Genomic DNA, 21,614 nt, shown 5'->3' with positions numbered 1-21,614 from the left:
CTGGCCCTCTGTCATCCTGGTTGCGTGAGGCTGAAATGGGGACTGTGACGCGTTGGCGCAACGTGCCGACACCTTCCCAAAGGACGGCTCAGCGACGGCGCAGCATGTCGGCGACCTTCGGCGAGAAATAGCTGAGCACGCCGGCGGCGCCCGCCCGCTTGAAGGCGGCAAGGCTCTCCATCATCGCCCGGTCGCCGTCGAGCCAGCCATTCTGCGCCGCCGCCACGATCATCGCGTATTCGCCCGACGTCTGGTAGGCGAAGGTCGGCACACCGAGTTCGCCCGCCAGCCGGGCGACGATGTCGAGATAGAGCATGCCCGGCTTGACCATGATCATGTCGGCGCCTTCGGCAATGTCCTGCGCCGCCTCCCGAATCGCCTCGTCGGAATTGCCGCAATCCATCTGATAGGTTCGCTTGTCGCCCTTGAGCATCGAACCCGAACCCACCGCGTCGCGAAACGGCCCATAGAAGGCTGAGGCGTATTTCGCCGCGTAGGACATGATCAGCGTGTCGCGATGGCCGGCCGCGTCGAGTGCCGCGCGGATGCAGGCGACGCGGCCATCCATCATGTCCGAGGGGCCAATGATGTCGCAGCCGGCCTCCGCCTGTACGACCGCCTGGCGACAGAGCATGTCCACCGTCTCGTCGTTGAGGATGCGTTCGCCCTCGAGCAGACCATCATGGCCGTGACTCGTATAGGGATCGAGGGCGACATCGCAAAGAATGCCAACTTCGGGCACGGCGGACTTGATCGCTCGGCTTGCGGTGCAGACCAGATTGGCGTGGTTGAGCGCCTCCGAACCGCTTTCGTCGCGCTTCGAGGCGTCGGTATAAGGAAACAGCGCGACGACCGGGATGCCGAGATCGCGGGCCTTGCGCGCGGCATCGACGCAGTCTTCCACCGAGAAGCGGAACACGCCCGGCATCGAGGGCACGGCTTGCGGCTCGCCGTCCCCGTTGCGCACGAAAATCGGCCAAATCAGGTCATCGACTCCGATAGCGGTTTCCCGAACCAGGCGCCGGGACCAATCCGCCTGCCGCAGCCGCCGCATTCTCATGCCGCCGGTCACGGTGTCGATACGTTCACTTATCGAAGAAAGGGAACCGCTTGGCTGACTCATGGAACGCCCGTCCTTTGTTCGTACTTGATCTCGCGCGATCGGACGCGCCGGTATCTCACCTGGTGCTGCGGATAAGGACCCACGAGGCGCCAACTTGGATTTGCCTATGCCGTCAGGGGCGGGAGTTCAAGATTGACGGGGTCACCCGAGCGACCATAGGGTCCGGCCACGAACAGGCATGCCGCAAAATCCTGGTCATCGGTTTCGATCGTCGACCGCTCTCCCAGGGCGATCGCGGCGGCGTTGCGTTCGCAGGCCAGCAGGCCGGGAAAGGCAAGATGTGACGATCGAACTTGCGCCGCAACACAAGGCCAGGAGCCTGAATCGCAGCTTGACGACCTGGCTCTGCCGCTTGTCGGCGGTTGTCATGTTCGTCGCAGGTGTCGGCTACTGGATTCGGCTCGTCGGCATTGAAGCGGGCCCCCTCGCGCGCTTCGACCTGATGCCGATCTGGTGGAAGATGGCGGCCCCGACATTGGCGGTGCTTTATCCGGTCGCCGGTATCGGGCTGTGGATGACGGTCGGCTGGGGTTCGGTCGTCTGGGTCCTGATCGCGATCGTCGAAGCAGTGATGTATCTCGGCTTTCCCGAGCTCTTCGGCTCCGAGCTACTGCGGCTCGGATTTCATGCATCCGGTCTGTCCCTGCTGGGAGTTCTGCGTCTCATGGCGTGGCGCGAGGGGCGGCTGGCCCGCGGCTACTGAGCCGCCGAGAGACGTCTTGTTAAGCAAAAAAATTGTTCGGGCAATCGTAAGCTTGCATTAAGCCTGCGGTTTAAGTCGAATTTTAGATGCGTCGCGTAAGTTGGGTCTCAAGATGGGGTCGAAAAGAACATCCATCAAGACAACAGCGGAGCAATACTATGAACGCGCAGATCAAGAGCGAAATCGCCACGCAGCCCTCGGCGAAGAACGAACTGAAGTCGCTTTATCTCGAGACGTTGCAACTCGTCGAGCGGCTGCATCGGCGGCTGCTGGATGTCATCAAGGACGAGTTCGATCGCAACGGCCGCACCGACATCAATGCCGTGCAGGCGTTGCTGCTCTTCAATATCGGCGACTCCACGTTGACCGCTGGAGAATTGCGCAGCCGGGGCTTCTATCTGGGCTCCAACGTCTCCTACAATCTCAAGAAGCTGGTCGACCTCGGCTTCATCAATCATCAGAAGTCGCGGGTGGACCGCCGCGCCGTCCGCGTTTCGCTCACCGAAGCGGGTATGGCCGTCGCAGCGATCGTCGCGGAACTCTATGATCGCCACATCGGCTCCATCGACAAGGTCGGCGGACTCGACGAGCAGGAATTCCAGAAGATGAACCGGTCGCTGCAACGGCTCGATCGCTTCTGGAACGATCAGATCCTCTACCGCCTCTGATCCCGACGGCACGTGGCTCGACCATCGCAGACGGTGCATTGGCGCCGTCGCGGGACGGCTGACACGGTGCTCAGCTCCTTGGCTGCGGCACGATGCGCATGTAGGGCTTGGGCGCCTTCCAGCCCTGCGGATAGATCTTCTCGGCCTCTTCGTTCGAGACTGAGCCGGCGATAATGACATCTTCGCCGGGCTTCCAGTTGGCCGGGGTGGCGACACGGTGCGCGGCGGTCAATTGGAGCGAGTCGATCACCCGCAACACCTCGTCGAAATTGCGTCCCGTGCTCATCGGATAGACCAGGATCAGCTTGATCTTCTTGTCCGGCCCGATGACGAAGACGTTACGCACAGTCTGGTTGTCCGCCGGCGTGCGCCCTTCGGACGTCCCGGTGAGGCTCGCCGGAAGCATTCCGTAAAGCTTGGCGACCGCTAGATTGGGATCGCCGATCATCGGATAATTGGGTGCGACGCCCTGCGTCTCCTTGATGTCCTCCGACCACTTGGCATGCTCGGCGACGGGATCCACGCTCAGGCCGATAACCTTTACGTCGCGCTTATCGAATTCGCCCTTGATCCTCGCCATATAGCCAAGCTCGGTGGTGCAGACGGGCGTGAAGTTTTTCGGATGCGAGAACAGCACGCACCAGGAATCGCCGATCCATTCGTGGAACCTGATGGGTCCCTCGGTGGTGTCGGCCTCGAAGTCAGGGGCGGTCTCGTTGATCATCAGCGACATGACGTCCTCCATGGATCGATGTGCCAGCGGCAACAAAGGTAACGGCGCCCAGCCGTGCTCCGTGGCCTGACGTCCCTGACATTCGTAACGCCAGCCGGCATTTTCCTGATGAGCCCGAGGGCTCAGAGTTGCGGTCAGAATAGCACACTCAGACTGAATAGCGGAGCTTGCGCCGTCGGAGATTGTACCTATCCGCCGCGTGATCGCCCGCGCTTCACGCTTTGGCCATATTGCGATGTCTTACCCGACATGACGCAGGGGAGCGGCGCCCTGCGCCAGCGCTTGGCGACCTGCAAGTCACCCTTCACAAGGGTGACCGGGTCGCGGCGAGCAACCAACAGATTGACGAGGGGAACTCATGGCCAACGCAACCGATCGGCTTCACGGAAAACGCCTGACGCGCCGGAACTTCGTTCTCGGCACGGCCGCGGCCAGCGCAGCGTTGATGCCGGGTACGGTTCTGGCCCAGAATGCCCTGAGCGATCTCCTCCAGGCGCCAAGCCGTGGCAATTGGGACGATCAATTCGATACGCGCGGCACCAATGTCCGCGAGGTCGCATCCAATTCACCCACGCTGTCGTCCAACACCGTCGCGTCGATGCAGGCCGCTATCGCCAATTACCAGCAAATCGTCCAGATGGGCGGATGGCCGATGGTACCCGATAGTCAGCCAATGCGTCTCGGTGTCCAGTCGCCCGCCGTCGTGGCGCTTCGCCAGCGTCTTGCGATCTCCGGCGATCTGCCGGCCAGCGCAGGTGCGTCGCAGGCCTTCGACACCTATGTCGACGCGGCGGTGAAGCGCTTCCAGGCGCGCCACGGACTGCCAGCCGACGGGGTCGCCTCGACCTATACCTACAAGGCGATGAACGTCCCGGCCGACCTGCGTCTCGGTCAGTTGCAGACGAACATAACGCGGATCGAGTCAAAGCTTGGCGAGCTTGCCGGCCGCTTCGTCATGGTCAACATTCCGGCTGCTTCGATCGAGGCGGTCGAGAACGGCCAGGTGGTCCAGCGCCATACCGCCATCGTCGGCAAAGTCGATCGTCAGACCCCGATCCTGAATTCCAAGATCACCAATTTGAACCTCAACCCGTATTGGCACGCGCCGGCATCGATCGTTCGCCGGGACATCATTCCGCTGATGCAGAAGGATCCGACCTATCTGGAGCGCAACAGCATCCGGATCTTCGATGGCAGCGGCAACGAGATTCCGCCCCAGTCGATCGACTGGAATACCGACGAGGCGGTGAAATATCTGCTCCGTCAGGATCCCGGCAAGATCAACGCGATGGCCTCGGTGAAGATCAACTTCCCGAACCCGCACGCTGTCTACATGCACGACACGCCGCAACAGAGCCTGTTTTCCGAACTGCTGCGCTTCGAATCCTCTGGTTGCGTGCGGGTGCAGAACGTCCGCGATCTGATCGTCTGGATCGCCCGCGACGTGCCGGGCTGGGATCGCCAGCGCATCGAACAGGTGATCGCATCGCGCCAGCGCGAGGATATCAACCTGACCACGACCATCCCGGTCTATTTCAGCTATTTCACCGCCTGGGCGACCGATCCGTCTGTGGTGCAGTTCCGCGACGACATCTATCAGCGGGACGGGGCGCAGCAGCTCGCGATGACTGATGTCAATGCGACTGCCTACGCCGCCAACGAGCAGAACCCCTACGCCCGGGGCGAGGACGGCTACTGACCCCAAGCCACGCTCCAGACGTAGATGAGTGACGTATTTTTCGGGCCGGGGGCGACAGTCTCCGGCCCGTTTGCGTTGTTTGTTGGCGCATTGGTCTGGCGTAACGGCTGTGATATGGCCAGACCGGACATTTCAAAGGCGGCGCGCGCCCGCCTTGCCGATCAGGAGAGAACACGAATGAGCCAGGTTTCCGGCGCCGTTGCCCCGTCTGATTTCGAGGACTTCTTCACCGCGACACTGGCGGAACGGGATCCGGATGTGGCTGGCGCCGTCCGCCAGGAACTCTCTCGCCAGCAGCACGAGATCGAGCTGATCGCGTCGGAAAACATCGTCTCGCGTGCGGTTCTTGAGGCCCAGGGCTCGGTCCTGACCAACAAATACGCCGAGGGTTATCCGGGGCGGCGCTATTATGGCGGCTGCGAATTCGTCGACATCGTCGAGGATCTCGCGATCGAGCGCGCCAAGCAGCTGTTCGGTTGCGCCTACGCGAACGTCCAGCCGAATTCCGGCAGCCAAGCCAACCAGGCTGTGTTGTTGGCGCTGTCGAAGCCCGGCGACACGCTGCTCGGAATGAGTCTGGACGCGGGCGGTCACCTCACCCACGGCGCCAAGCCCAATCTGTCGGGGCGCTGGTTCAATGCCGTCCAGTACGGTCTAGATCTCGACACTGGCATGATCGATTACGAACAGGTCGAGGCTCTCGCGACCGAGCACAAGCCGGCGGTCATCGTCGCCGGCGGTTCGGCCTATTCCCGCCGCATCGACTTCGCGCGCTTCCGCGCCATCGCCGACAAGGTGGGGGCCTATCTATGGGTCGACATGGCGCATTTCGCTGGCCTCGTTGCCGGCGGCCAGCACCCGAGCCCGTTCCCGCATGCCCATGTCGCCACCTCCACGACCCACAAGACCCTGCGCGGTCCGCGCGGCGGCATCGTGGTGACCAATGACGAGGCGATCGCCAAGAAAATCAATTCAGCGATCTTCCCTGGCCTGCAGGGTGGCCCCCTGATGCATGTGATCGCCGGCAAGGCGGTGGCTTTCGGGGAGGCTCTGACGCCGGAGTACAAGTCCTACATCAAGGCGGTGGCGGACAACGCCAAGGCCCTTGCCGAGACGTTGCGCGAGGGCGGTGTCGACATCGTTTCCGGCGGAACCGACACGCATTTGATGCTCGTCGACCTACGCCCCAAGAACCTAACCGGCAAGGATTCCGAGCGGGCGCTGGGCCGGGCCAACATCACCTGCAACAAGAACGGCGTCCCGAACGATCCGCAGAAGCCGACGATCACCTCCGGCGTTCGTTTGGGTACGCCGGCGGCAACCAGCCGTGGCTTTGGCGCGCAGGAGTTCCGTGAGGTTGGCCGGATGATCGTCGAGGTGCTGGACGGTTTGGCGAGCGCCAATTCCGAGGAGGGCAACGCGGCGGTCGAGGCGGCGGTGAAGGACAGGGTCATCGCATTGACCGATCGCTTTCCGATCTACCCGAACCTCTGAGGCTCGCGCGCCCGCGGATCCAGAACCCATCGAATTTCATCGGGCGTCCGGCGGCAGAGACTGGACGCCGTTACAAGTAACGAGGGCCCATGCGCTGCCCCTATTGCGGCTCGCAGGATAGTCAGGTCAAGGATTCGCGGCCGGCCGAAGACGGCGGCGCGATCCGCCGCCGGCGCGTCTGCCCCGATTGCAACGGTCGCTTCACCACCTTCGAACGCATCCAGCTCCGCGAGCTTCAAGTCCTGAAGAAGTCGGGCAAGAAAGTTCCGTTCGATCGAGACAAGCTGGCCCGATCGATCGAGGTGGCGTTGCGCAAGCGACCCGTCGAACCGGAGCGAATCGAACGCTTGATCTCGGGAATCGTGCGTCGTCTCGAACAGTCCGGGGAGCAGGATATTCCGTCCGATACGATCGGAGAGATGGTGATGGAAGCGTTGAAGGAGCTCGACGACGTCGCCTATGTCCGTTTCGCATCGGTCTACCGTGATTTCCGCGAGGCCAAGGATTTCCAGTCGTTGATCGGCGAATTGGCCCGTGCGGATCCGGCGGGTAAAGCCGGGGAGCCCCAATGACCGTCGATCGGATCAGGCTCGGCCGATGACTGCGGCAGCGCCAATCGAGCTGTCGGCGGGGAGGGCGGCCACTGCCGCGGATCACCGCTTCATGGCCGCCGCCATTCGCTATGCGATGCGCAATGTCGGGCGGACCGCGACCAATCCCTCCGTCGCGACCCTGATCGTTCGCGACGACGGCGATGGCCCGCGAATTGTCGGGCGCGGTGTCACCGCGGTCGGTGGACGGCCGCATGCCGAGCCGGTGGCGCTGGCCGAAGCAGGAGCACTGGCTAAGGGAGCGACCGCCTATGTCACGCTCGAGCCCTGCGCCCATCATGGGCGGACACCGCCTTGCGCGGAAGCTTTGATCGCGGCGGGCATCGCACGGGTGGTCTCGGCCGTGGCCGATCCCGATTCGCGGGTCGACGGCAAGGGGCACGCAATTCTCGCGGCCGCCGGCCTGGCCGTCACAAGCCGGCTGATGGCGGACGAAGCGGCGGAGACGATCTCCGGATATCTCAACCGGCATCGCAGGAAACGCCCGGAAGTGACTCTGAAGCTGGCGCTCTCGGCGGACGGAAAACTTGGATTGAAAGGGCAGGGACAGGTCAAGATCACCGGTCCGACCGCCAATGCCCAGACCCATTTGGCACGTACACGACACGACGCCATCCTGGTCGGGGCGGGGACCGTTCTCGATGACGATCCGCGCCTCGATTGCCGGTTGCCTGGGCTCGCCGACCGTTCGCCAACCCGAATCGTGCTCGATCCGCGATTGCGCACGACAGCTGAGATGTCCGTCGTGCGGACCGCGAGGGAAACGCCGACGCAGATCGCCAGCTTCGCCGATGCGGACCCGAATAAGCGCGCGGCGCTGGCTGCGGCCGGCGTCGGTTTCGTCGCCTGTGAAGCCGATCCGCACACCGGCCGGATCGCACTCCCCGAACTTCTCGAGGATCTCGCTGCCAGGGGCATGTCGAGCGTTCTGGTCGAGGGTGGAGCGGAGACCGCTGCAGCTTTCCTCTACGAGGACGTCGTCGATCGGTTTGTGCTTTTGCGGGGCGAGGTCGTCATCGGCGAAGACGGTATCGCGAGCCCGATCGATGTCGCGGCCGCGCGGCGGCGTTTTCGCCTGGTCCGGGAGTATCGCTTCGGCGCCGACCACGCGTTCGAGTTCGCCCGGAGGGAAGCCTGATGTTCACCGGAATTGTCACGGATATAGGCCGGATCGACCACGTCGAACGACTTGATTCGGGCCGCCGCTTCCGAATTGCGACCGCTTACGATACCGCATCGATCGCCATAGGCGCCTCGATCGCATGTTCGGGAGTTTGTCTTACCGTGACGGCTCTGTCCGGCGAGACCGCGAATGACGGCTGGTTTGAAGTCGAGGCTTGGGAGGAGGCGTTGCGCCTGACCACCGCCGGGCGGTGGGCAGAGGGCACGGCCATCAATCTGGAGCGCTCGCTGAGGATCGGCGATGAAATCGGGGGCCATCTGGTCTCCGGACACATCGATGGTCTGGCGGAGATTTTCGCCGTCGAGGAGGAGGGCGAGGCGGTCCGGTTCCGCTTGCGCGCGCCCCAGGATCTGAAGCGATACATCGCCAGAAAGGGATCGGTTTGTCTCGACGGCACGTCGCTGACGGTCAATTCCGTTGCCGACGATCGCTTCGACGTTCTCCTCATACGCCATTCGTTGGAGGTCACGACCTGGGGTGACCGCCGCCAGGGCGACAGCATCAATCTTGAGGTCGATCAGATTGCGCGCTATGCCGAGCGCCTGTTCGGCGCTAACTCGACCGCATCCTAGCGGCGGGGTTCGCTGCCGGGAATTTCTAAGAAGCGCCGACCGGTCACCACAACGGAACCACGCGATCTCACTGCGGCGAAACGTCGCCCGCGCCGCGCCCCCGTCTGCCGGAATACTCGACCGCCAGGAAGGAACACCCATGGCATCCAAGCCGCATCTCCTCGTCGTCGAGGCCAGGTTCTATGAGCACATCGCCGATTTGCTGATCGAAGGGGCCAAGGCCGAACTCGACAAAGCTGGCGCGACCTTCGATGTCGTTACTGTGCCGGGCGCGCTGGAAGCGCCCGCGGCCGTCGGGTTCGCTCTCGCCGGCGCGGACGAGGGAAGGGCCGATTATGACGGGTTCATCGTGCTCGGATGTGTCATCCGCGGCGAAACCTATCATTTCGAGCTCGTTGCCAACGAATCGTCGCGGGGCCTGATGGCGCTGTCGCTCGACGAGACCGTCGCGATCGGCAATGGCATCCTGACCGTTGAGAACGAGGAGCAGGCGCTCGATCGCGCCGATCGCCGCCGCAAGGACAAGGGCGGCGCGGCCGCCCGCGCGGCGCTGCAGATGATCGCGCTGCGCGATCGGTTGGGGGCCTGAGATCATGGCCGGGACTGAGCCACAGCCTCGCGTTGTCAAGCCCGCCAACAAGCGAGGCGCGGCACGACTCGCCGCCGTCCAAGCGCTCTACCAGATGGATGTGGGCGGTACCGGCCTGCTGGAGACAGTAGCGGAATATGAGGGTTTCCGGCTCGGCCAGGAGATCGACGGAGAGATCTATCGCGACGCCGATGCGGCCTGGTTCCGCGATGTCGTCTCCGGCGTCGTGCGGACCCAAAAAGTCATCGATCCGCGCATCCACGCCTCGTTGCCTACGGATTGGCCGCTATCGCGCATCGACACCACCCTGCGGGCGATCCTGCGGGCCGGGGCCTACGAATTGACGAACCGCAAGGACGTTCCGGTCGCCGTGATCGTTTCCGAATATGTCGACGTCGCCAAGGCGTTCTACAACGACGACGAACCGGGGCTGGTCAATGCGGTGCTCGACCGCGTCGCGCGCGGCGAGGGCCGAGGCAAAGACGCCAAGGACGCTAAGGACGCTAAGGTTTGATGGAGAACGCGGCGCCCCTTTCGCTCGGTGAACGGGCCGTGCGCCGCAACGCCTTCATTCTGGCGGGCGCGCAGGCTCTGGTCGGAGGCGCCGCGCCGGTCGTGATCTCGATCGGCGGTCTCGCCGGTGCGTGGCTGCTCCTCGAAGACAAGTCGATGGCGACGCTCCCGGTGACCGGATTCAATCTCGGCATCGCAATTGGGGCCTTGCCGGCGGCGGCGCTGATGCGGGCAGTCGGACGGCGGCTCGGTTTCGTTTCGGGGGCGCTGGTGACGTCCACCGGCGGTTTGGTCGCGACCCTTGCCTTGTTCGGCGGCAGTTTCTGGCTCTTCGCGCTGGCCTTGATGTTGGTCGGCGTCGGCGGCTCCTTCACCCAGCAATATCGCTTTGCCGCGACCGACGGCGCCTCCAGGTTGTATCAACCGCGGGCCATCGGGATTGTGCTGGCCGGGGGCATCCTGGCCGCCGTCATCGGACCGCAGACCGTGCGGCTGACGGACGGCCTCTTTCTGCCGGTCGATTTCGCCGGAGCGTTTGTTGGAGTCATCATCCTTGGTATCCTCGGTGCCGGCGTCCTGACATTTCTGCGAATTCCCGACGGCCCGGAGGAGACCCATCCGGACGATGCGATGCCGGCGCGGCCGTTGTCCGAGATCGTCGCACAGCCGCGTTTCCTGGTTGCGCTGCTGTGTGGCGTCGGCACGTACGGGGTGATGAGCTTCGTCATGACCGGCGCGCCGCTGGCGATCGTCGGCTGCGGACTCACCAAGGACGTGGCCGTTTTAGGCATTCAGTGGCACGTCCTTGCGATGTTCGGTCCGAGCTTCTTCACCGGCCGCCTGATCGCTCGGTTCGGAAAACAGGTCATCGTGGCGACCGGGCTTTTGCTGCTTGCGGCGAGTGGCGGCATTTTCATGTCCGGTCTCGCGGTCTGGAACTTCTGGGTCGGTCTCGCGCTGCTTGGCCTCGGCTGGAATTTCGGATTTATCGGGGCAACGGCGATGGTCGCGGAGACCTACCGGCCGTCGGAAAAGAACAAGACGCAAGGGCTGCACGATTTCCTGCTGTTTTCCACGGTCGCCTTCGCGTCCTTCATGTCGGGGCGGACCTTCGTAGCCGCGGGCTGGGAGACGATGAATGTCGTCATCTTCCCAATCGTGGCGCTATGTCTCGTGGCATTGGTCGTGCAGTCGCGCTTCGCGCCGCGGACGCAGCCGCAAGGGTAAATTCGCCCATCCGACCAATCTGGGCGCTTGACGGCATCCGGCCCTTCTATAACCTCCCGGTCGCCTTGCGGGACGGGGAATGAAATTCGTTCTCGTCGGGAAAATTGGGGAAATCGCCGGACACATATCTGGCGAGGAGTGAGGGAACAGCATGCCGACAATCTTAATTATTGTGGCTCTGTGCGGGCTACTGGCGATCGTCTACGCGATTTGGGCCACCCGATCAGTCATGGCGGCCGATCAGGGCTCGGCGCGAATGCAGGAGATCGCCGGTGCGATTCGGGAAGGCGCCCAAGCCTATCTTTTGCGCCAGTACACCACCATCGCGATCGTCGGCGCGGTTGTTGCTGCCATCACCTGGTTCCTCCTGTCGGCCTATGCCGCGGGCGGTTTCCTCATCGGCGCAGTCTTGTCAGGTCTCGCCGGCTTCATCGGCATGAACGTGTCGGTGCGCGCCAACGTCCGGACCGCCCAGGCGTGCTCGCGCTCGCTCAGCCTCGGTCTCGGTATTGCCTTTAAGTCGGGGGCGATCACGGGGATGCTCGTGGCCGGACTGGCGTTGCTTGGCGTCACCGTCTATTTTCTCCTTCTCACCACGCAATTCGGTTTCGCGGCCTCGGACCGCACCGTGATCGACGCGCTCGTCTCGCTCGGCTTCGGCGCATCGCTGATCTCCATCTTCGCCCGTCTGGGCGGCGGCATCTTTACCAAGGGCGCCGACGTCGGCGGTGATCTCGTCGGCAAGGTGGAAGCCGGCATTCCCGAGGACGACCCGCGCAATCCTGCCACCATCGCCGACAATGTCGGCGACAATGTCGGCGATTGCGCCGGCATGGCGGCCGATCTCTTCGAGACCTACGCGGTGACCATCGTCGCGACGATGGTGCTCGGCGCGATCTTCTTTGCCGGCTCCGACATCATCGAAAGCGTGATGGCATATCCGCTGGCGATCGGCGGCGCCTGCATCATCACGTCGATCATCGGCACGTTCTTTGTTCGGCTTGGCTCGAACGGCTCGATCATGGGCGCCCTGTACAAGGGCCTGTGGGCGACGACGCTGCTGTCGATCGTGGGCCTCGCGATCGCGACCTGGGCCACGATTGGCTTCGGCGACATCGGCCAGTCCACGGATGGCGTGACGATCAACGGCCTGAACCTTTTCTTCAGCGGCATCATCGGTCTCGTGGTCACCGGGCTGATCGTCTGGATTACGGAATTTTATACCGGGATCGGCTTCCGCCCCGTCCGTTCAATCAGCGAGGCATCCGTGTCGGGTCACGGAACCAACGTCATCCAGGGTCTCGCGGTGTCGCTCGAGGCAACGGCGCTGCCGACGATCGTCATCGTCGCCGGCATCATCTCGACCTACCAACTCGCGGGCCTTTACGGGACCGCGATCGCCGTGACCGCCATGCTCGGCATCGCCGGCATGATCGTCGCCCTCGACGCGTTCGGGCCGGTGACGGACAACGCGGGCGGCATCGCGGAAATGGCGGGTCTGCCCGCCGATGTTCGCCGTTCGACCGATGCGCTCGACGCGGTCGGCAACACGACCAAGGCGGTCACCAAGGGCTATGCGATTGGCTCGGCCGGTCTCGGCGCCTTGGTGCTGTTCGCCGCGTACAACTACGACCTGCAATATTTTATCCAGCAGGCCAACGCAGGGCAGGGCTTCGAATATTTCCAAGGGGTCGAGCCCGATTTCGCGCTCACCAACCCCTTCGTCGTCGTCGGCCTGTTCCTCGGCGGCCTGATCCCGTTTCTCTTCGGCGGCATCGCGATGACGGCGGTCGGACGCGCGGCGAGTTCCGTGGTCGAGGAGGTGCGCCGACAGTTCCGTGAGAAGCCGGGCATCATGGCCGGCACGGAGCGGCCCGACTATGCAAGGGCGGTCGACCTTCTGACCCGTGCGGCGATCAAGGAGATGATCGTGCCATCGCTGCTGCCGGTTCTGGCGCCAATCGTCGTCTATTTCGGCGTCCTGTTGATCGCCGACAAGAGCCAGGCCTTCTCGGCGGTGGGGGGGATGCTGCTCGGCGTCATCGTCACCGGCATCTTCGTCGCCATCTCGATGACGTCCGGCGGCGGCGCCTGGGACAATGCGAAGAAGTCCTTCGAGGACGGTTTTGTCGATGCCTCCGGCACTAAGCATATGAAGGGCTCGGAGGCCCACAAGGCTTCGGTCACCGGTGACACGGTCGGCGATCCCTACAAGGATACGGCGGGTCCGGCGGTCAATCCGGCGATCAAGATCACCAACATCGTCGCGCTGCTGCTTTTGGCGGTCCTCGCCCACAGCTGATCTCGCGGGGAGTCGCGAAAAGGAAAGAGCCCCGCGAGATCGCTCGCGGGGCTCTTTTCATGCCGACTGTCCGGCTCAGGTCAGAGGCGGATACCGCGCCCGCCGCTGCCGGTATCGGTCAGGATCTGGCCGAGGAAGGTTTTATCCTTGCCACCCGTCGTCGTCGTGCGCGAGATGAAGTCGAAGAGCTGACCGTTCTGCAGGCCGTAATTGGCGATCCGCTCGACGCGTCCGTCCGCATTGAAGTAGACCGCAAGCACCTTCTGGTCGACCAGTTGGGGCTGCATGAACGCCACCGGGCGAACGCGCTTCTGGGAGATGTAATAGAATACCTCGTTGTCGAACGTCGCCGTCGTCGATGGCGAGCCGAGAGCCAGAAGCACCTGCTCGCGGCTGGAGCCGACCGGAACCAGCTCGAGGCTTTTTTCGTCGACGACGTAGCCCTGGTTCAGGACCTCGCTGGTCGAGCACGCGGACAGGGCGAGAACCGCCGCGACGGCGGCGGAAGCGAGCATCGATCGCTTCAGGCGGACGGATGAGTTCACGCTGATCATTCTCCTTGAGGCCATTGACGTCGCGTCCCGCAGGCTGCGCTGCATAACGGCGATTTCCAACGCGCCGCGAAGGCACGGCGGTCTCCTCCACCGCCTTTCAAACCAAGCCGGTCGGACTAGGTAAAGCACCTTCGGCGGCGTTGCAATCGGCTCGGCGCTGTGGCACCCGCCCCGGTGATATCGCCCGAAACGCATCGGACCCAGCCATGTTCGCCCGACTGAAAACCAACCGTCGTAATCGCGAAGTCGTTGAGCGTCTCTATGGCGAACTGGTGGCGCTGGCCCGCAGTCCCGAGCTTTATCTGGAGCATGGCATCCCGGATACCGTGATGGGACGGTTCGACGCCTTGTCGATCCATGTCTTCCTGTTTCTCCAGCGTTGCCGGGAAGAGCCTGCGCTCCAGGCGATCGCGCAGGATGTCGTCGACCGTTTCATCACCGATGTCGAGCAGTCGATCCGCGAACTGGGAGTGGGCGATCCCTCGGTTCCAAAGCGCATGCGCAAGCTGGCAGGAATTTTCTACGAGCGCGTCGCCGCCTATGAGGCGGCGCTCGACGATTCCCAGGTGCCGCTCGCCCGCCTCGCTGCCGCACTCCAGGCACGCGTTGTTCCTGCCGAAGCGGGGGAGGGTGTTGCCTTGCGGCTGGCAACTTACATGGCGGGGATGAAAACGCGGTTTCAGGCGACGACGGTCTCCGCGATTCTTTCGGGACACATCGAGACTGGCGAGTTGGGAGGAGCGGCATGACTCGGGAGTTTATGGGGTCCAAGGCCATCCGATACCCCATATCGCCGCTCAAATTGCCGCGCGATGGCATGCTGGTCCGCTTCGAGGCGGATGAAACGGAGCGTGGGGCGCTGGCCGGCGAACTCGACATTTCGGCCGTCGAAACGTTTGTCGGCGATCTCCGCGTGCTGCCGTGGCGGGCCGAGGGCGTGCGTGTCACCGGGCAGGTTGCGGCGACGGTCGTGCAGCTGAGCGTCGTCAGCCTGGAGCCGCTGCGCCAGACGATCACGGAACCGTTCGAGCTGATTTTCGTGCCAGAGGGCTCCAAGCTGGCGCGTATCGATCAACCGGGCGAGCAGGAATTATACACCGATCCCGAGGGCGAGGATCCGCCTGAGGTGTACGCCGGTCACACCATCGACCTTGGTCCGTATCTGGTGGAGGCTCTGGCGCTGGTCCTCGACCCGTATCCACGCGAGGCGGACGCGGTTTTCGATCGTGTCGATACGGACCCTGATCCCGACGCCCGCCCGCACTCTGCCTTCGAGGCCCTGGTGTCTCTCGTTCCGCGTGACGATGAGGACAAGAATTGATGAAAAATCGACGGTTGCCGTTCGCGCGCAAACGGATATCTTCGCGCCGCGCCGTCCGGGTGCACTGCAGGAAAGCGAGAGACCTTTGAATTCAAAGACCGGCATTACGATCTCGATCGACGCCATGGGCGGTGATCACGGGCCGGACGTGGTTCTCGCGGGTGCGGCCATCGCGTTGAAGCGCCACCCCGACACGCGCTTTGTCCTCTTCGGCCAGAGCGATCTCGTCATGCCGCTTCTCGACGCGGACCCCGAACTGGCGGCGGCATCGACGTTTCACCATTGCGAGATTTCGATTCGCATGGACGACAAACCGTCGCAGGCGCTCCGACAGGGCCGGTACAAATCCTCCATGTGGCGAGCGATCGAGGCCGTGAAGACGCGTGAGGCCGATGTCGCGGTCTCGGCCGGAAACACCGGTGCGCTGATGGCCATGGCCAAGTTCTGTCTGCGCACGATGGCGAATATCGAGCGTCCGGCGATCGCCGCGATCTGGCCGACCCTGCGTGGCGACAGCATCGTGCTCGATGTCGGCGCGACGATCGGCGCGGACGCGCAGCAATTGATCGACTTCTCGATGATGGGCGGCGCCATGGCGCGGGCTCTCTTCGGCGTGGAGCGCCCGACCGTCGGCTTGCTCAATATCGGCGTGGAGGAGGTCAAGGGTCAGGACGAGATTCGCGAGGCTGGCCGTTTCCTCAAGGAGACGCCGCTGTCCGGCATCGACTATCGCGGGTTCGTCGAAGGCGATGACCTCGGCAAGGGCACCGTGGATGTCGTCGTGACCGAAGGCTTTACCGGCAACATCGCGTTGAAGACGGCCGAGGGAACCGCCAAGCAGATCGGCGCCTATCTGCGCGCCGCGATGTCGCAGACCTGGCTTGCCAAGGCCGGATACATCCTGGCCAGGAGCGCCTTCGAACGGCTTCGCGACAAGATGGACCCGCGCAAGGCCAATGGCGGCGTGTTTCTCGGCCTCAACGGCATCGTCATCAAGAGCCATGGCGGCACGGATGCGGAAGGGATCGCGGCGGCGATCGATCTGGCTCACGCGATGGCCCGCAACGGCCTGCGCGAAAAGATCGAGGCGGACCTCAATAGCTTCTATCTGCGCGTTTCCGAGGAAGCCGTCGCAATTCCCGAAAGCAATCTGCAATGACGAATGAAACGAGATCGGTCGTGCGCGGAACCGGCTCGGCCCTGCCCGAACGGATCATGCGCAACCAGGATTTCGAAGGCATCGTCGAGACCTCCGACGAATGGATCCGCCAGCGAACGGGCATCGCGGCGCGTCACATCGCCGGCGACCACGAGACCACCGTGTCGCTCGCCGAGGCGGCGGCTCGGCAAGCTCTCGCCGCCGCCGGTCTCGAACCCGCCGACATCGACCTGATCGTCCTGGCGACCGCGACCCCCAACAACACGTTTCCTGCCTCTGCCGTGCAGGTTCAGCATCGACTTGGCATCTCACATGGCTTCGCCTTCGACATTCAGGCCGTGTGCAGTGGTTTCGTCTATGCGCTGACCACCGCCGATCTCTACCTGAAGAGCGGCATGGCCCGCCGGGCGCTCGTCATCGGCGCGGAAACCTTCTCGCGTATTCTCGACTGGGAAGACCGGTCGACCTGCGTGCTGTTCGGCGACGGCGCCGGAGCCGTGGTGCTCGAAGCGACCGCCGAAACCGGTGCGGGCGACGCGCGCGGCATCATCGTCTCGCGGCTGCGCTCGGACGGCGCCCACCAGTCGAAGCTGTATGTCGATGGCGGCCCCTCGACCACCGGGACGATCGGCAAGCTGCGCATGGAAGGCCGCGAGGTTTTCAAGCACGCGGTCGGGATGATCACCGACGTGATCGAGGACTCGTTCGCGGCGGCCGGCGTAACGGCCGATGATATCGACTGGTTCGTTCCCCATCAGGCGAACCGGCGGATCATCGATGCCTCGGCGAGGAAACTCGGGATCGCCGCCGAGAAGGTGGTGGTGACCGTCGACCGGCATGGCAACACCTCGGCCGCCTCGATCCCGCTGGCGCTCGACGCGGCGGTTCGCGACGGTCGCATCAAGCGTGGTGATCTCGTGCTTCTGGAGGCTATGGGCGGCGGCTTCACCTGGGGTGCGGTTTTGCTCCGCTGGTAGATATCAAGCCTTGATTCAGATGATGTTTTCGCTAAAGTGTGGCCATACGTAAGGGCGCCGACCAGCGATCTGTGTCCGACGGTCTTCCAGAAAGTTAGGGGACATGTATGGGAGACAAGACCCTCACCAGGGCCGACCTTGCCGAGGCGGTTTTCAGGAAGATCGGTCTGTCCAGGACGGAGTCGGCGCAACTTGTCGAAATGGTCCTCGACGAGATCTGCTCGACCATCGCCAGCGGGGAATCGGTCAAGATTTCGTCGTTCGGATCGTTTCTGGTTCGCAAGAAGAACGAACGCGTCGGGCGGAATCCGAAGACCGGCGAGGAAGTGCCGATCTCGCCCCGGCGTGTCGCGGTGTTCAAGCCTTCCAACGTTCTGAAGGACCGGATACTGGGGGCGCATGGCGAGCGACGTCCGAAAGCGCACGGTCTCGAGATGCTGAAAGCCGCCGAGTAAGGCCGCGACGGTCGATTGGTCACCGCCATGACGGAAAAGAGCGTCGACGCCTTTCGCACGATCAGCGAGGTCGCGGGAGATCTCGACCTGCCGCAACATGTTCTGCGGTTCTGGGAAACCCGCTTCCCGCAGATCAAGCCGATGAAGCGGGGCGGCGGTCGTCGCTATTACCGCCCGGACGATGTCGAGCTTCTCAAGGGCATCCAGTATCTCCTGTACGTCAAGGGTTTCACCATCAAGGGCGTGCAGCGGATCCTGAAGGAAAACGGCGCGCGCTTCGTCGTGGCGGTCGGTTCGGGTGACATCGCGGCGCTCGAACAGATTCAGGCGGGGCGGCAAAGCGCGGCAAGTGCCGGCGCGAACGACGAGCCCCATCTCGACGATATCGATCTGATTGCGCCCGAATCGCGGGAAGAGGCTGGCAAACCGACCGCCGCGGCGGACGGACCCGGCAAGCCCTTTGCCGGGTTGCTGAAACGTCACCGCAACGCCGGCACCGAAGACGGCCAACGCGGCGGATTGCTCCCACGCGAGAGCGCCGACGAACTCGACGACGTGATCCTGCAGTTGCTCGAATGCAAACGTCTTCTCGACCAGGTGCGGTGACGTCGACCGGCTTGACGCGGTGTCTGCGCCTTTCGACGCTCAGGGCCTGCGGGAAACGGCATTCGACCCGGCCGCCACAGCGGCGCAGTCTGCGGTCTCCGACGATCGCCTGAACGGCTTCGCGCGGCCCGCCGCTGCACACGGCGATCCGGCACTGGCATTGTCGCCGTTTCAATCGGGAGCGGGAAGGGCGCTTTTCGCGAGATCGCGTGCGCCGCACTGCATTTGCCTGTTGCGCGCAATGCCCGGATTATCTAGGACAGTCAGCAGTCGGAGCGTAGCGCAGCCTGGTAGCGCACCTGAATGGGGTTCAGGGGGTCGGAGGTTCGAATCCTCTCGCTCCGACCATTCCCAAAGCCTTGCAGGGCAAGGGACCGCCGCGCAGAGCTTTTCCTGAGCGCGCGGCCCTTGGAACCTCGTCATCCCGGCCTTGAGCCGGGACCCATGCCGCGACTTTCATCCCCATCCTGTCGGTCAACGGATTGGCGGCTCAAGCGGCTTGGAATGGATCCCGGCTCAAGGCCGGGATGACGACCGTGTTGGACGGTTTCGCCAATCGCCGAGGCTGAGAACGGCGCGTGGCATAGCGGCTCGGCACCCCTCTCGCCCCTTGTGGGAGAGAAAGCCTTTTCACGGGCTTAGGCCGAGCCTTGCGAGGTCTAAACTGTAGAAAAGGCCAGTGAGGGGTGTCACCGGACCAACCGCCGCCGCGATGGCGGAGAAGCCGCCCACCCCTCTCTTGCGATGTCTATCGTTTAGCGCGTTACTCGCTAAGCCGATGAAATCGCTTTCTCTCCCACAAGGGGCGAGAGGGCCGTGGCTGTCGGCATTGTGGCCGTGATTGAGGCGGGTTGTCGGCGACAGGAGAGTGGAGTTTAATGACCCGCAGCGCTGCATTCACAAGTGAGGATGACGAAACCGCCTTTCCGTTCTATCGGTATGAATGGTGCGACCTGTCGCCCTGCTGAGCGCTGACCGGTAAAATTTTCGGACAACTTCGGAGGTTAAATGAAGATAGAGGGATTGCGCGAATTCCTATCCATCAAACCGTTCGAGCCCATCGATCTGCCACCATTGACCATTTTGGTCGGGCCGAACGGAAGCGGGAAAACTCATCTCCTTCAAGCCATTGAGCAGGGAGCCGTCAGTTCTGACCTTTTCCTAGACGAAACGGGACAACGCGCCGGCTACCAAGTCCCCTGGGGACAGGTTCTTCGCCTCGAAAATGGAATTGCACCACACGCTGCTTTGCTGACAACTCATGAAACGCAAATATTCCAACGGACACACCCCAACCGGATTCAGTGGAAAATCTCTTGGGGCGTTTCGAGCAGCTAAGAGAGCAATGGCTTGCTCCAAATCTAGCGGCCCTTAATGAGGTGCTGGGGCCAGAATGGCGCGCGCTACTTGAGCCTGGAGAAGATGTTTGGCGATTGGGCTCCAAAGAAATCGCGAGCCGCGCTCGGATAGAATCATCATCAACGAATGCTTCCATAAGCGAGATCTACAAGAAGGCTGAGAGGCCGTTTCGAAACCCTGCCAAGACCAGCCTCCATGGTTCACCCGGGACGCCCAAACCCGCGGAAATCGGGTATCATGTCATTGCGGAGCGACCATCCGAGGGGCCTTTGAACCCGCCGCANAGAGGCCGTTTCGAAACCCTGCCAAGACCAGCCTCCATGGTTCACCCGGGACGCCCAAACCCGCGGAAATCGGGTATCATGTCATTGCGGAGCGACCATCCGAGGGGCCTTTGAACCCGCCGCAGTGAGTTTCGAAACGGACTCTGAGAGCGCGCTTGTGTCGCCACCGCCAGAGAAAGAAATAACGCATCCTCATCATCACCGCCCGGAATTTGTGACGCTTAAGTCCTTTATTGCAAAGGCCGCCAACGTAAGAGTCCGTTTCGAAACTCACTGCGGCGGGTTCAAAGGCCCCTCGGATGGTCGCTCCGCAATGACATGATACCCGATTTCCGCGGGTTTGGGCGTCCCGGGTGAACCATGGAGGCTGGTCTTGGCAGGGTTTCGAAACGGCCTCTAAGAGTCCGTTTCAAAACTCTCTACCACGCAGTTCGGAATGAGATTTGGCCGCTGTCAGCGATGCAGTTTCGCCGGTTTCCTGCCCGTGGGGGTTATGCGGAGAAACTACGAACATCGGCTTTCCGGGGTTTCGAAACGGCCTCTAAGAGATGTCTCCCCACTTCAGATTTCAAATGAAGAGATTCGTGAGCTGGCAAGTTGGCCCACTTTCAGCGCGCTTGAACCAAATATCGCAGGTGTTTTCGCTGTCTACAGGGATGTCAGGTTCGCGAATGATATGAAAAGATTGACGGATGAAAGAGAGGGTACCAAAAAACATCTAGATAATATTGAATTTTTAGAGAGCTATGGTCCCCCACCTTGGGAAAAAATATCAACATTATTGAAGAATTTTGGACTAAACTATAATGTAGTTTCACCGTCTCATGAAATTTCCGAGGCTTGCAGTTTCGTATTGCAGCGATTGGACAATGGTGCAAGGGTATCCATCGAAGCACTTTCATTGGTGGAGAAAGTGTTGCTTCGGTTCGCACTATCTCTGTTACAGTTCGATCCGCGCAGGATCACCGTTACTGAGCCAAAGCTGCTCCTGCTCGATGAAATGGACGCGTCACTCCATCCTGAAATGGTCCATCGGTGGCTGACAGCCATCCAAGAGGGGTTAGTAGTAGAGCGCGGTATGTTCTGCATCCTCACGACGCATTCGCCGACCACCGTCGCGCTCGCACCTGAGGATGCCTTGTTCGAGATGGCCGACAGCGCTTCTTCGCCACGAAAAGTCACGAAACAGCAAGCTCTAAACCGGCTTACCTTTGGGGTTCCTACTCTCTCAATCGATTATTCCGGTCGTCGACAGGTGTTAGTGGAGAGTGACACCGACGCCGCGAGCTATGAGCAGCTTGCGGCGGTAATGAAGGCCCGTCTGAATTTGCCACGAACCCTTACGTTCATGTCGACAGGCGTGCGCAACGGAAAGGACGAAACCAATACCGGCTGCCGGAGCGTGTCAACGAATGTGAGACAGCCGGAGCGATAGATTAAGCTTGGAGTTGGAGCTTGTTGTTGGGCGGATTGATCCAGACG

The 21,614-nt window shown here is 62.5% G+C and carries 22 protein-coding genes and 1 tRNA gene; 20 read left to right on the top strand and 3 right to left on the bottom strand.

What is annotated here, in order from left to right; translation table 11 throughout:
* Positions 1 to 88: 88 nt before the first annotated feature.
* Positions 89 to 1,123: a porphobilinogen synthase gene (gene hemB, locus VQ044_RS08055; protein WP_442872884.1), complete on the bottom strand. Its 1,035-nt coding sequence runs from the start codon at positions 1,121 to 1,123 to the stop codon at positions 89 to 91.
* Positions 1,124 to 1,403: 280 nt separating this feature from the next.
* On the opposite strand from hemB, the gene VQ044_RS08050 reads away from it, so the two are divergent.
* Entirely contained in the window at positions 1,404 to 1,826 is a 423-nt protein-coding gene (locus tag VQ044_RS08050; RefSeq protein WP_327625559.1) for a DUF6163 family protein, read from the top strand.
* Between the two features lie 158 nt (positions 1,827 to 1,984).
* Entirely contained in the window at positions 1,985 to 2,494 is a 510-nt protein-coding gene (ldtR, locus tag VQ044_RS08045; RefSeq protein ID WP_206455070.1) for a transcriptional regulator LdtR, read from the top strand.
* A 70-nt stretch (positions 2,495 to 2,564) separates the two neighbouring features.
* Here ldtR and VQ044_RS08040 read toward each other — a convergent pair whose 3' ends face one another.
* Positions 2,565 to 3,227: a peroxiredoxin gene (locus VQ044_RS08040; protein ID WP_327646500.1), complete on the bottom strand. Its 663-nt coding sequence runs from the start codon at positions 3,225 to 3,227 to the stop codon at positions 2,565 to 2,567.
* A gap of 358 nt (positions 3,228 to 3,585) precedes the next feature.
* Between VQ044_RS08040 and VQ044_RS08035 the strand changes: the two genes are divergently transcribed.
* From VQ044_RS08035 to VQ044_RS07995, 9 genes are all read left to right on the top strand, one after another.
* The gene (locus VQ044_RS08035) at positions 3,586 to 4,926 is read left to right on the top strand and encodes a L,D-transpeptidase family protein (RefSeq protein ID WP_442872883.1); all 1,341 of its coding nucleotides are present in this window, start codon (positions 3,586 to 3,588) and stop codon (positions 4,924 to 4,926) included.
* A 177-nt stretch (positions 4,927 to 5,103) separates the two neighbouring features.
* Positions 5,104 to 6,420 carry a serine hydroxymethyltransferase gene (glyA, locus tag VQ044_RS08030; RefSeq protein WP_327646501.1) on the top strand — a complete coding sequence of 439 codons (1,317 nt, stop codon included), beginning with the start codon at positions 5,104 to 5,106 and terminating at the stop codon, positions 6,418 to 6,420.
* A gap of 89 nt (positions 6,421 to 6,509) precedes the next feature.
* The gene (gene nrdR, locus VQ044_RS08025; protein ID WP_327646503.1) at positions 6,510 to 6,992 is read left to right on the top strand and encodes a transcriptional regulator NrdR; all 483 of its coding nucleotides are present in this window, start codon (positions 6,510 to 6,512) and stop codon (positions 6,990 to 6,992) included.
* A gap of 91 nt (positions 6,993 to 7,083) precedes the next feature.
* Complete coding sequence (ribD, locus tag VQ044_RS08020) at positions 7,084 to 8,169, top strand: bifunctional diaminohydroxyphosphoribosylaminopyrimidine deaminase/5-amino-6-(5-phosphoribosylamino)uracil reductase RibD (RefSeq protein WP_327646505.1); 1,086 nt, start codon at positions 7,084 to 7,086, stop codon at positions 8,167 to 8,169.
* Positions 8,169 to 8,786: a riboflavin synthase gene (locus tag VQ044_RS08015; protein WP_327646507.1), complete on the top strand. Its 618-nt coding sequence runs from the start codon at positions 8,169 to 8,171 to the stop codon at positions 8,784 to 8,786. The genes ribD and VQ044_RS08015 overlap by 1 nt, the downstream gene beginning before the upstream one ends.
* A gap of 139 nt (positions 8,787 to 8,925) precedes the next feature.
* A complete protein-coding gene (locus tag VQ044_RS08010; protein WP_327646509.1) occupies positions 8,926 to 9,375 on the top strand; it encodes a 6,7-dimethyl-8-ribityllumazine synthase in 450 nt (149 codons plus the stop codon).
* Between the two features lie 4 nt (positions 9,376 to 9,379).
* Entirely contained in the window at positions 9,380 to 9,889 is a 510-nt protein-coding gene (gene nusB / locus VQ044_RS08005) for a transcription antitermination factor NusB (RefSeq protein ID WP_327646510.1), read from the top strand.
* A complete protein-coding gene (locus tag VQ044_RS08000; RefSeq protein ID WP_327646519.1) occupies positions 9,889 to 11,115 on the top strand; it encodes an MFS transporter in 1,227 nt (408 codons plus the stop codon). The genes nusB and VQ044_RS08000 overlap by 1 nt, the downstream gene beginning before the upstream one ends.
* Before the next feature lie 151 nt (positions 11,116 to 11,266).
* A complete protein-coding gene (locus VQ044_RS07995; protein ID WP_327625571.1) occupies positions 11,267 to 13,417 on the top strand; it encodes a sodium-translocating pyrophosphatase in 2,151 nt (716 codons plus the stop codon).
* 80 nt (positions 13,418 to 13,497) lie between these two features.
* Here the strand turns inward: VQ044_RS07995 and VQ044_RS07990 are convergent, their stop codons facing one another.
* Complete coding sequence (locus VQ044_RS07990; protein WP_327625572.1) at positions 13,498 to 13,971, bottom strand: outer membrane protein assembly factor BamE; 474 nt, start codon at positions 13,969 to 13,971, stop codon at positions 13,498 to 13,500.
* Between the two features lie 206 nt (positions 13,972 to 14,177).
* Between VQ044_RS07990 and VQ044_RS07985 the strand changes: the two genes are divergently transcribed.
* The 9 genes from VQ044_RS07985 to VQ044_RS07945 all read left to right on the top strand — a co-directional run bounded on the left by VQ044_RS07985 (position 14,178) and on the right by VQ044_RS07945 (position 21,567).
* Positions 14,178 to 14,720 carry a ubiquinol-cytochrome C chaperone family protein gene (locus VQ044_RS07985; RefSeq protein WP_327625573.1) on the top strand — a complete coding sequence of 181 codons (543 nt, stop codon included), beginning with the start codon at positions 14,178 to 14,180 and terminating at the stop codon, positions 14,718 to 14,720.
* A complete protein-coding gene (locus VQ044_RS07980) occupies positions 14,717 to 15,292 on the top strand; it encodes a YceD family protein (protein WP_327646511.1) in 576 nt (191 codons plus the stop codon). Before VQ044_RS07985 ends, VQ044_RS07980 begins: the two co-directional genes overlap by 4 nt.
* A gap of 85 nt (positions 15,293 to 15,377) precedes the next feature.
* Positions 15,378 to 16,451, top strand: a complete 1,074-nt coding sequence (gene plsX / locus VQ044_RS07975; RefSeq protein WP_327625576.1) for a phosphate acyltransferase PlsX — start codon at positions 15,378 to 15,380, stop codon at positions 16,449 to 16,451.
* Complete coding sequence (locus VQ044_RS07970) at positions 16,448 to 17,428, top strand: beta-ketoacyl-ACP synthase III (protein ID WP_327646513.1); 981 nt, start codon at positions 16,448 to 16,450, stop codon at positions 17,426 to 17,428. The genes plsX and VQ044_RS07970 overlap by 4 nt, the downstream gene beginning before the upstream one ends.
* A 107-nt stretch (positions 17,429 to 17,535) precedes the next feature.
* On the top strand, positions 17,536 to 17,883 hold the full coding sequence (locus VQ044_RS07965) for an integration host factor subunit alpha (protein ID WP_327625578.1): 348 nt from the start codon (positions 17,536 to 17,538) through the stop codon (positions 17,881 to 17,883).
* A gap of 27 nt (positions 17,884 to 17,910) precedes the next feature.
* Positions 17,911 to 18,489 (top strand): MerR family transcriptional regulator, encoded by a 579-nt coding sequence (locus VQ044_RS07960; RefSeq protein WP_327646515.1) that lies wholly within the window; start codon positions 17,911 to 17,913, stop codon positions 18,487 to 18,489.
* Between the two features lie 271 nt (positions 18,490 to 18,760).
* A tRNA-Pro gene (locus VQ044_RS07955) sits at positions 18,761 to 18,837 on the top strand.
* Between the two features lie 660 nt (positions 18,838 to 19,497).
* Positions 19,498 to 19,827 (top strand): AAA family ATPase, encoded by a 330-nt coding sequence (locus VQ044_RS07950; protein ID WP_327650445.1) that lies wholly within the window; start codon positions 19,498 to 19,500, stop codon positions 19,825 to 19,827.
* A gap of 741 nt (positions 19,828 to 20,568) precedes the next feature.
* Complete coding sequence (locus VQ044_RS07945; RefSeq protein WP_327650900.1) at positions 20,569 to 21,567, top strand: AAA family ATPase; 999 nt, start codon at positions 20,569 to 20,571, stop codon at positions 21,565 to 21,567.
* Positions 21,568 to 21,614: the final 47 nt, after the last annotated feature.

This window comes from Aurantimonas sp. C2-5-R2 (genome assembly GCF_036549495.1).
Classification (GTDB): domain Bacteria; phylum Pseudomonadota; class Alphaproteobacteria; order Rhizobiales; family Rhizobiaceae; genus Aurantimonas; species Aurantimonas coralicida_A.
This window is presented reverse-complemented; position numbering and strand designations above follow the sequence as displayed.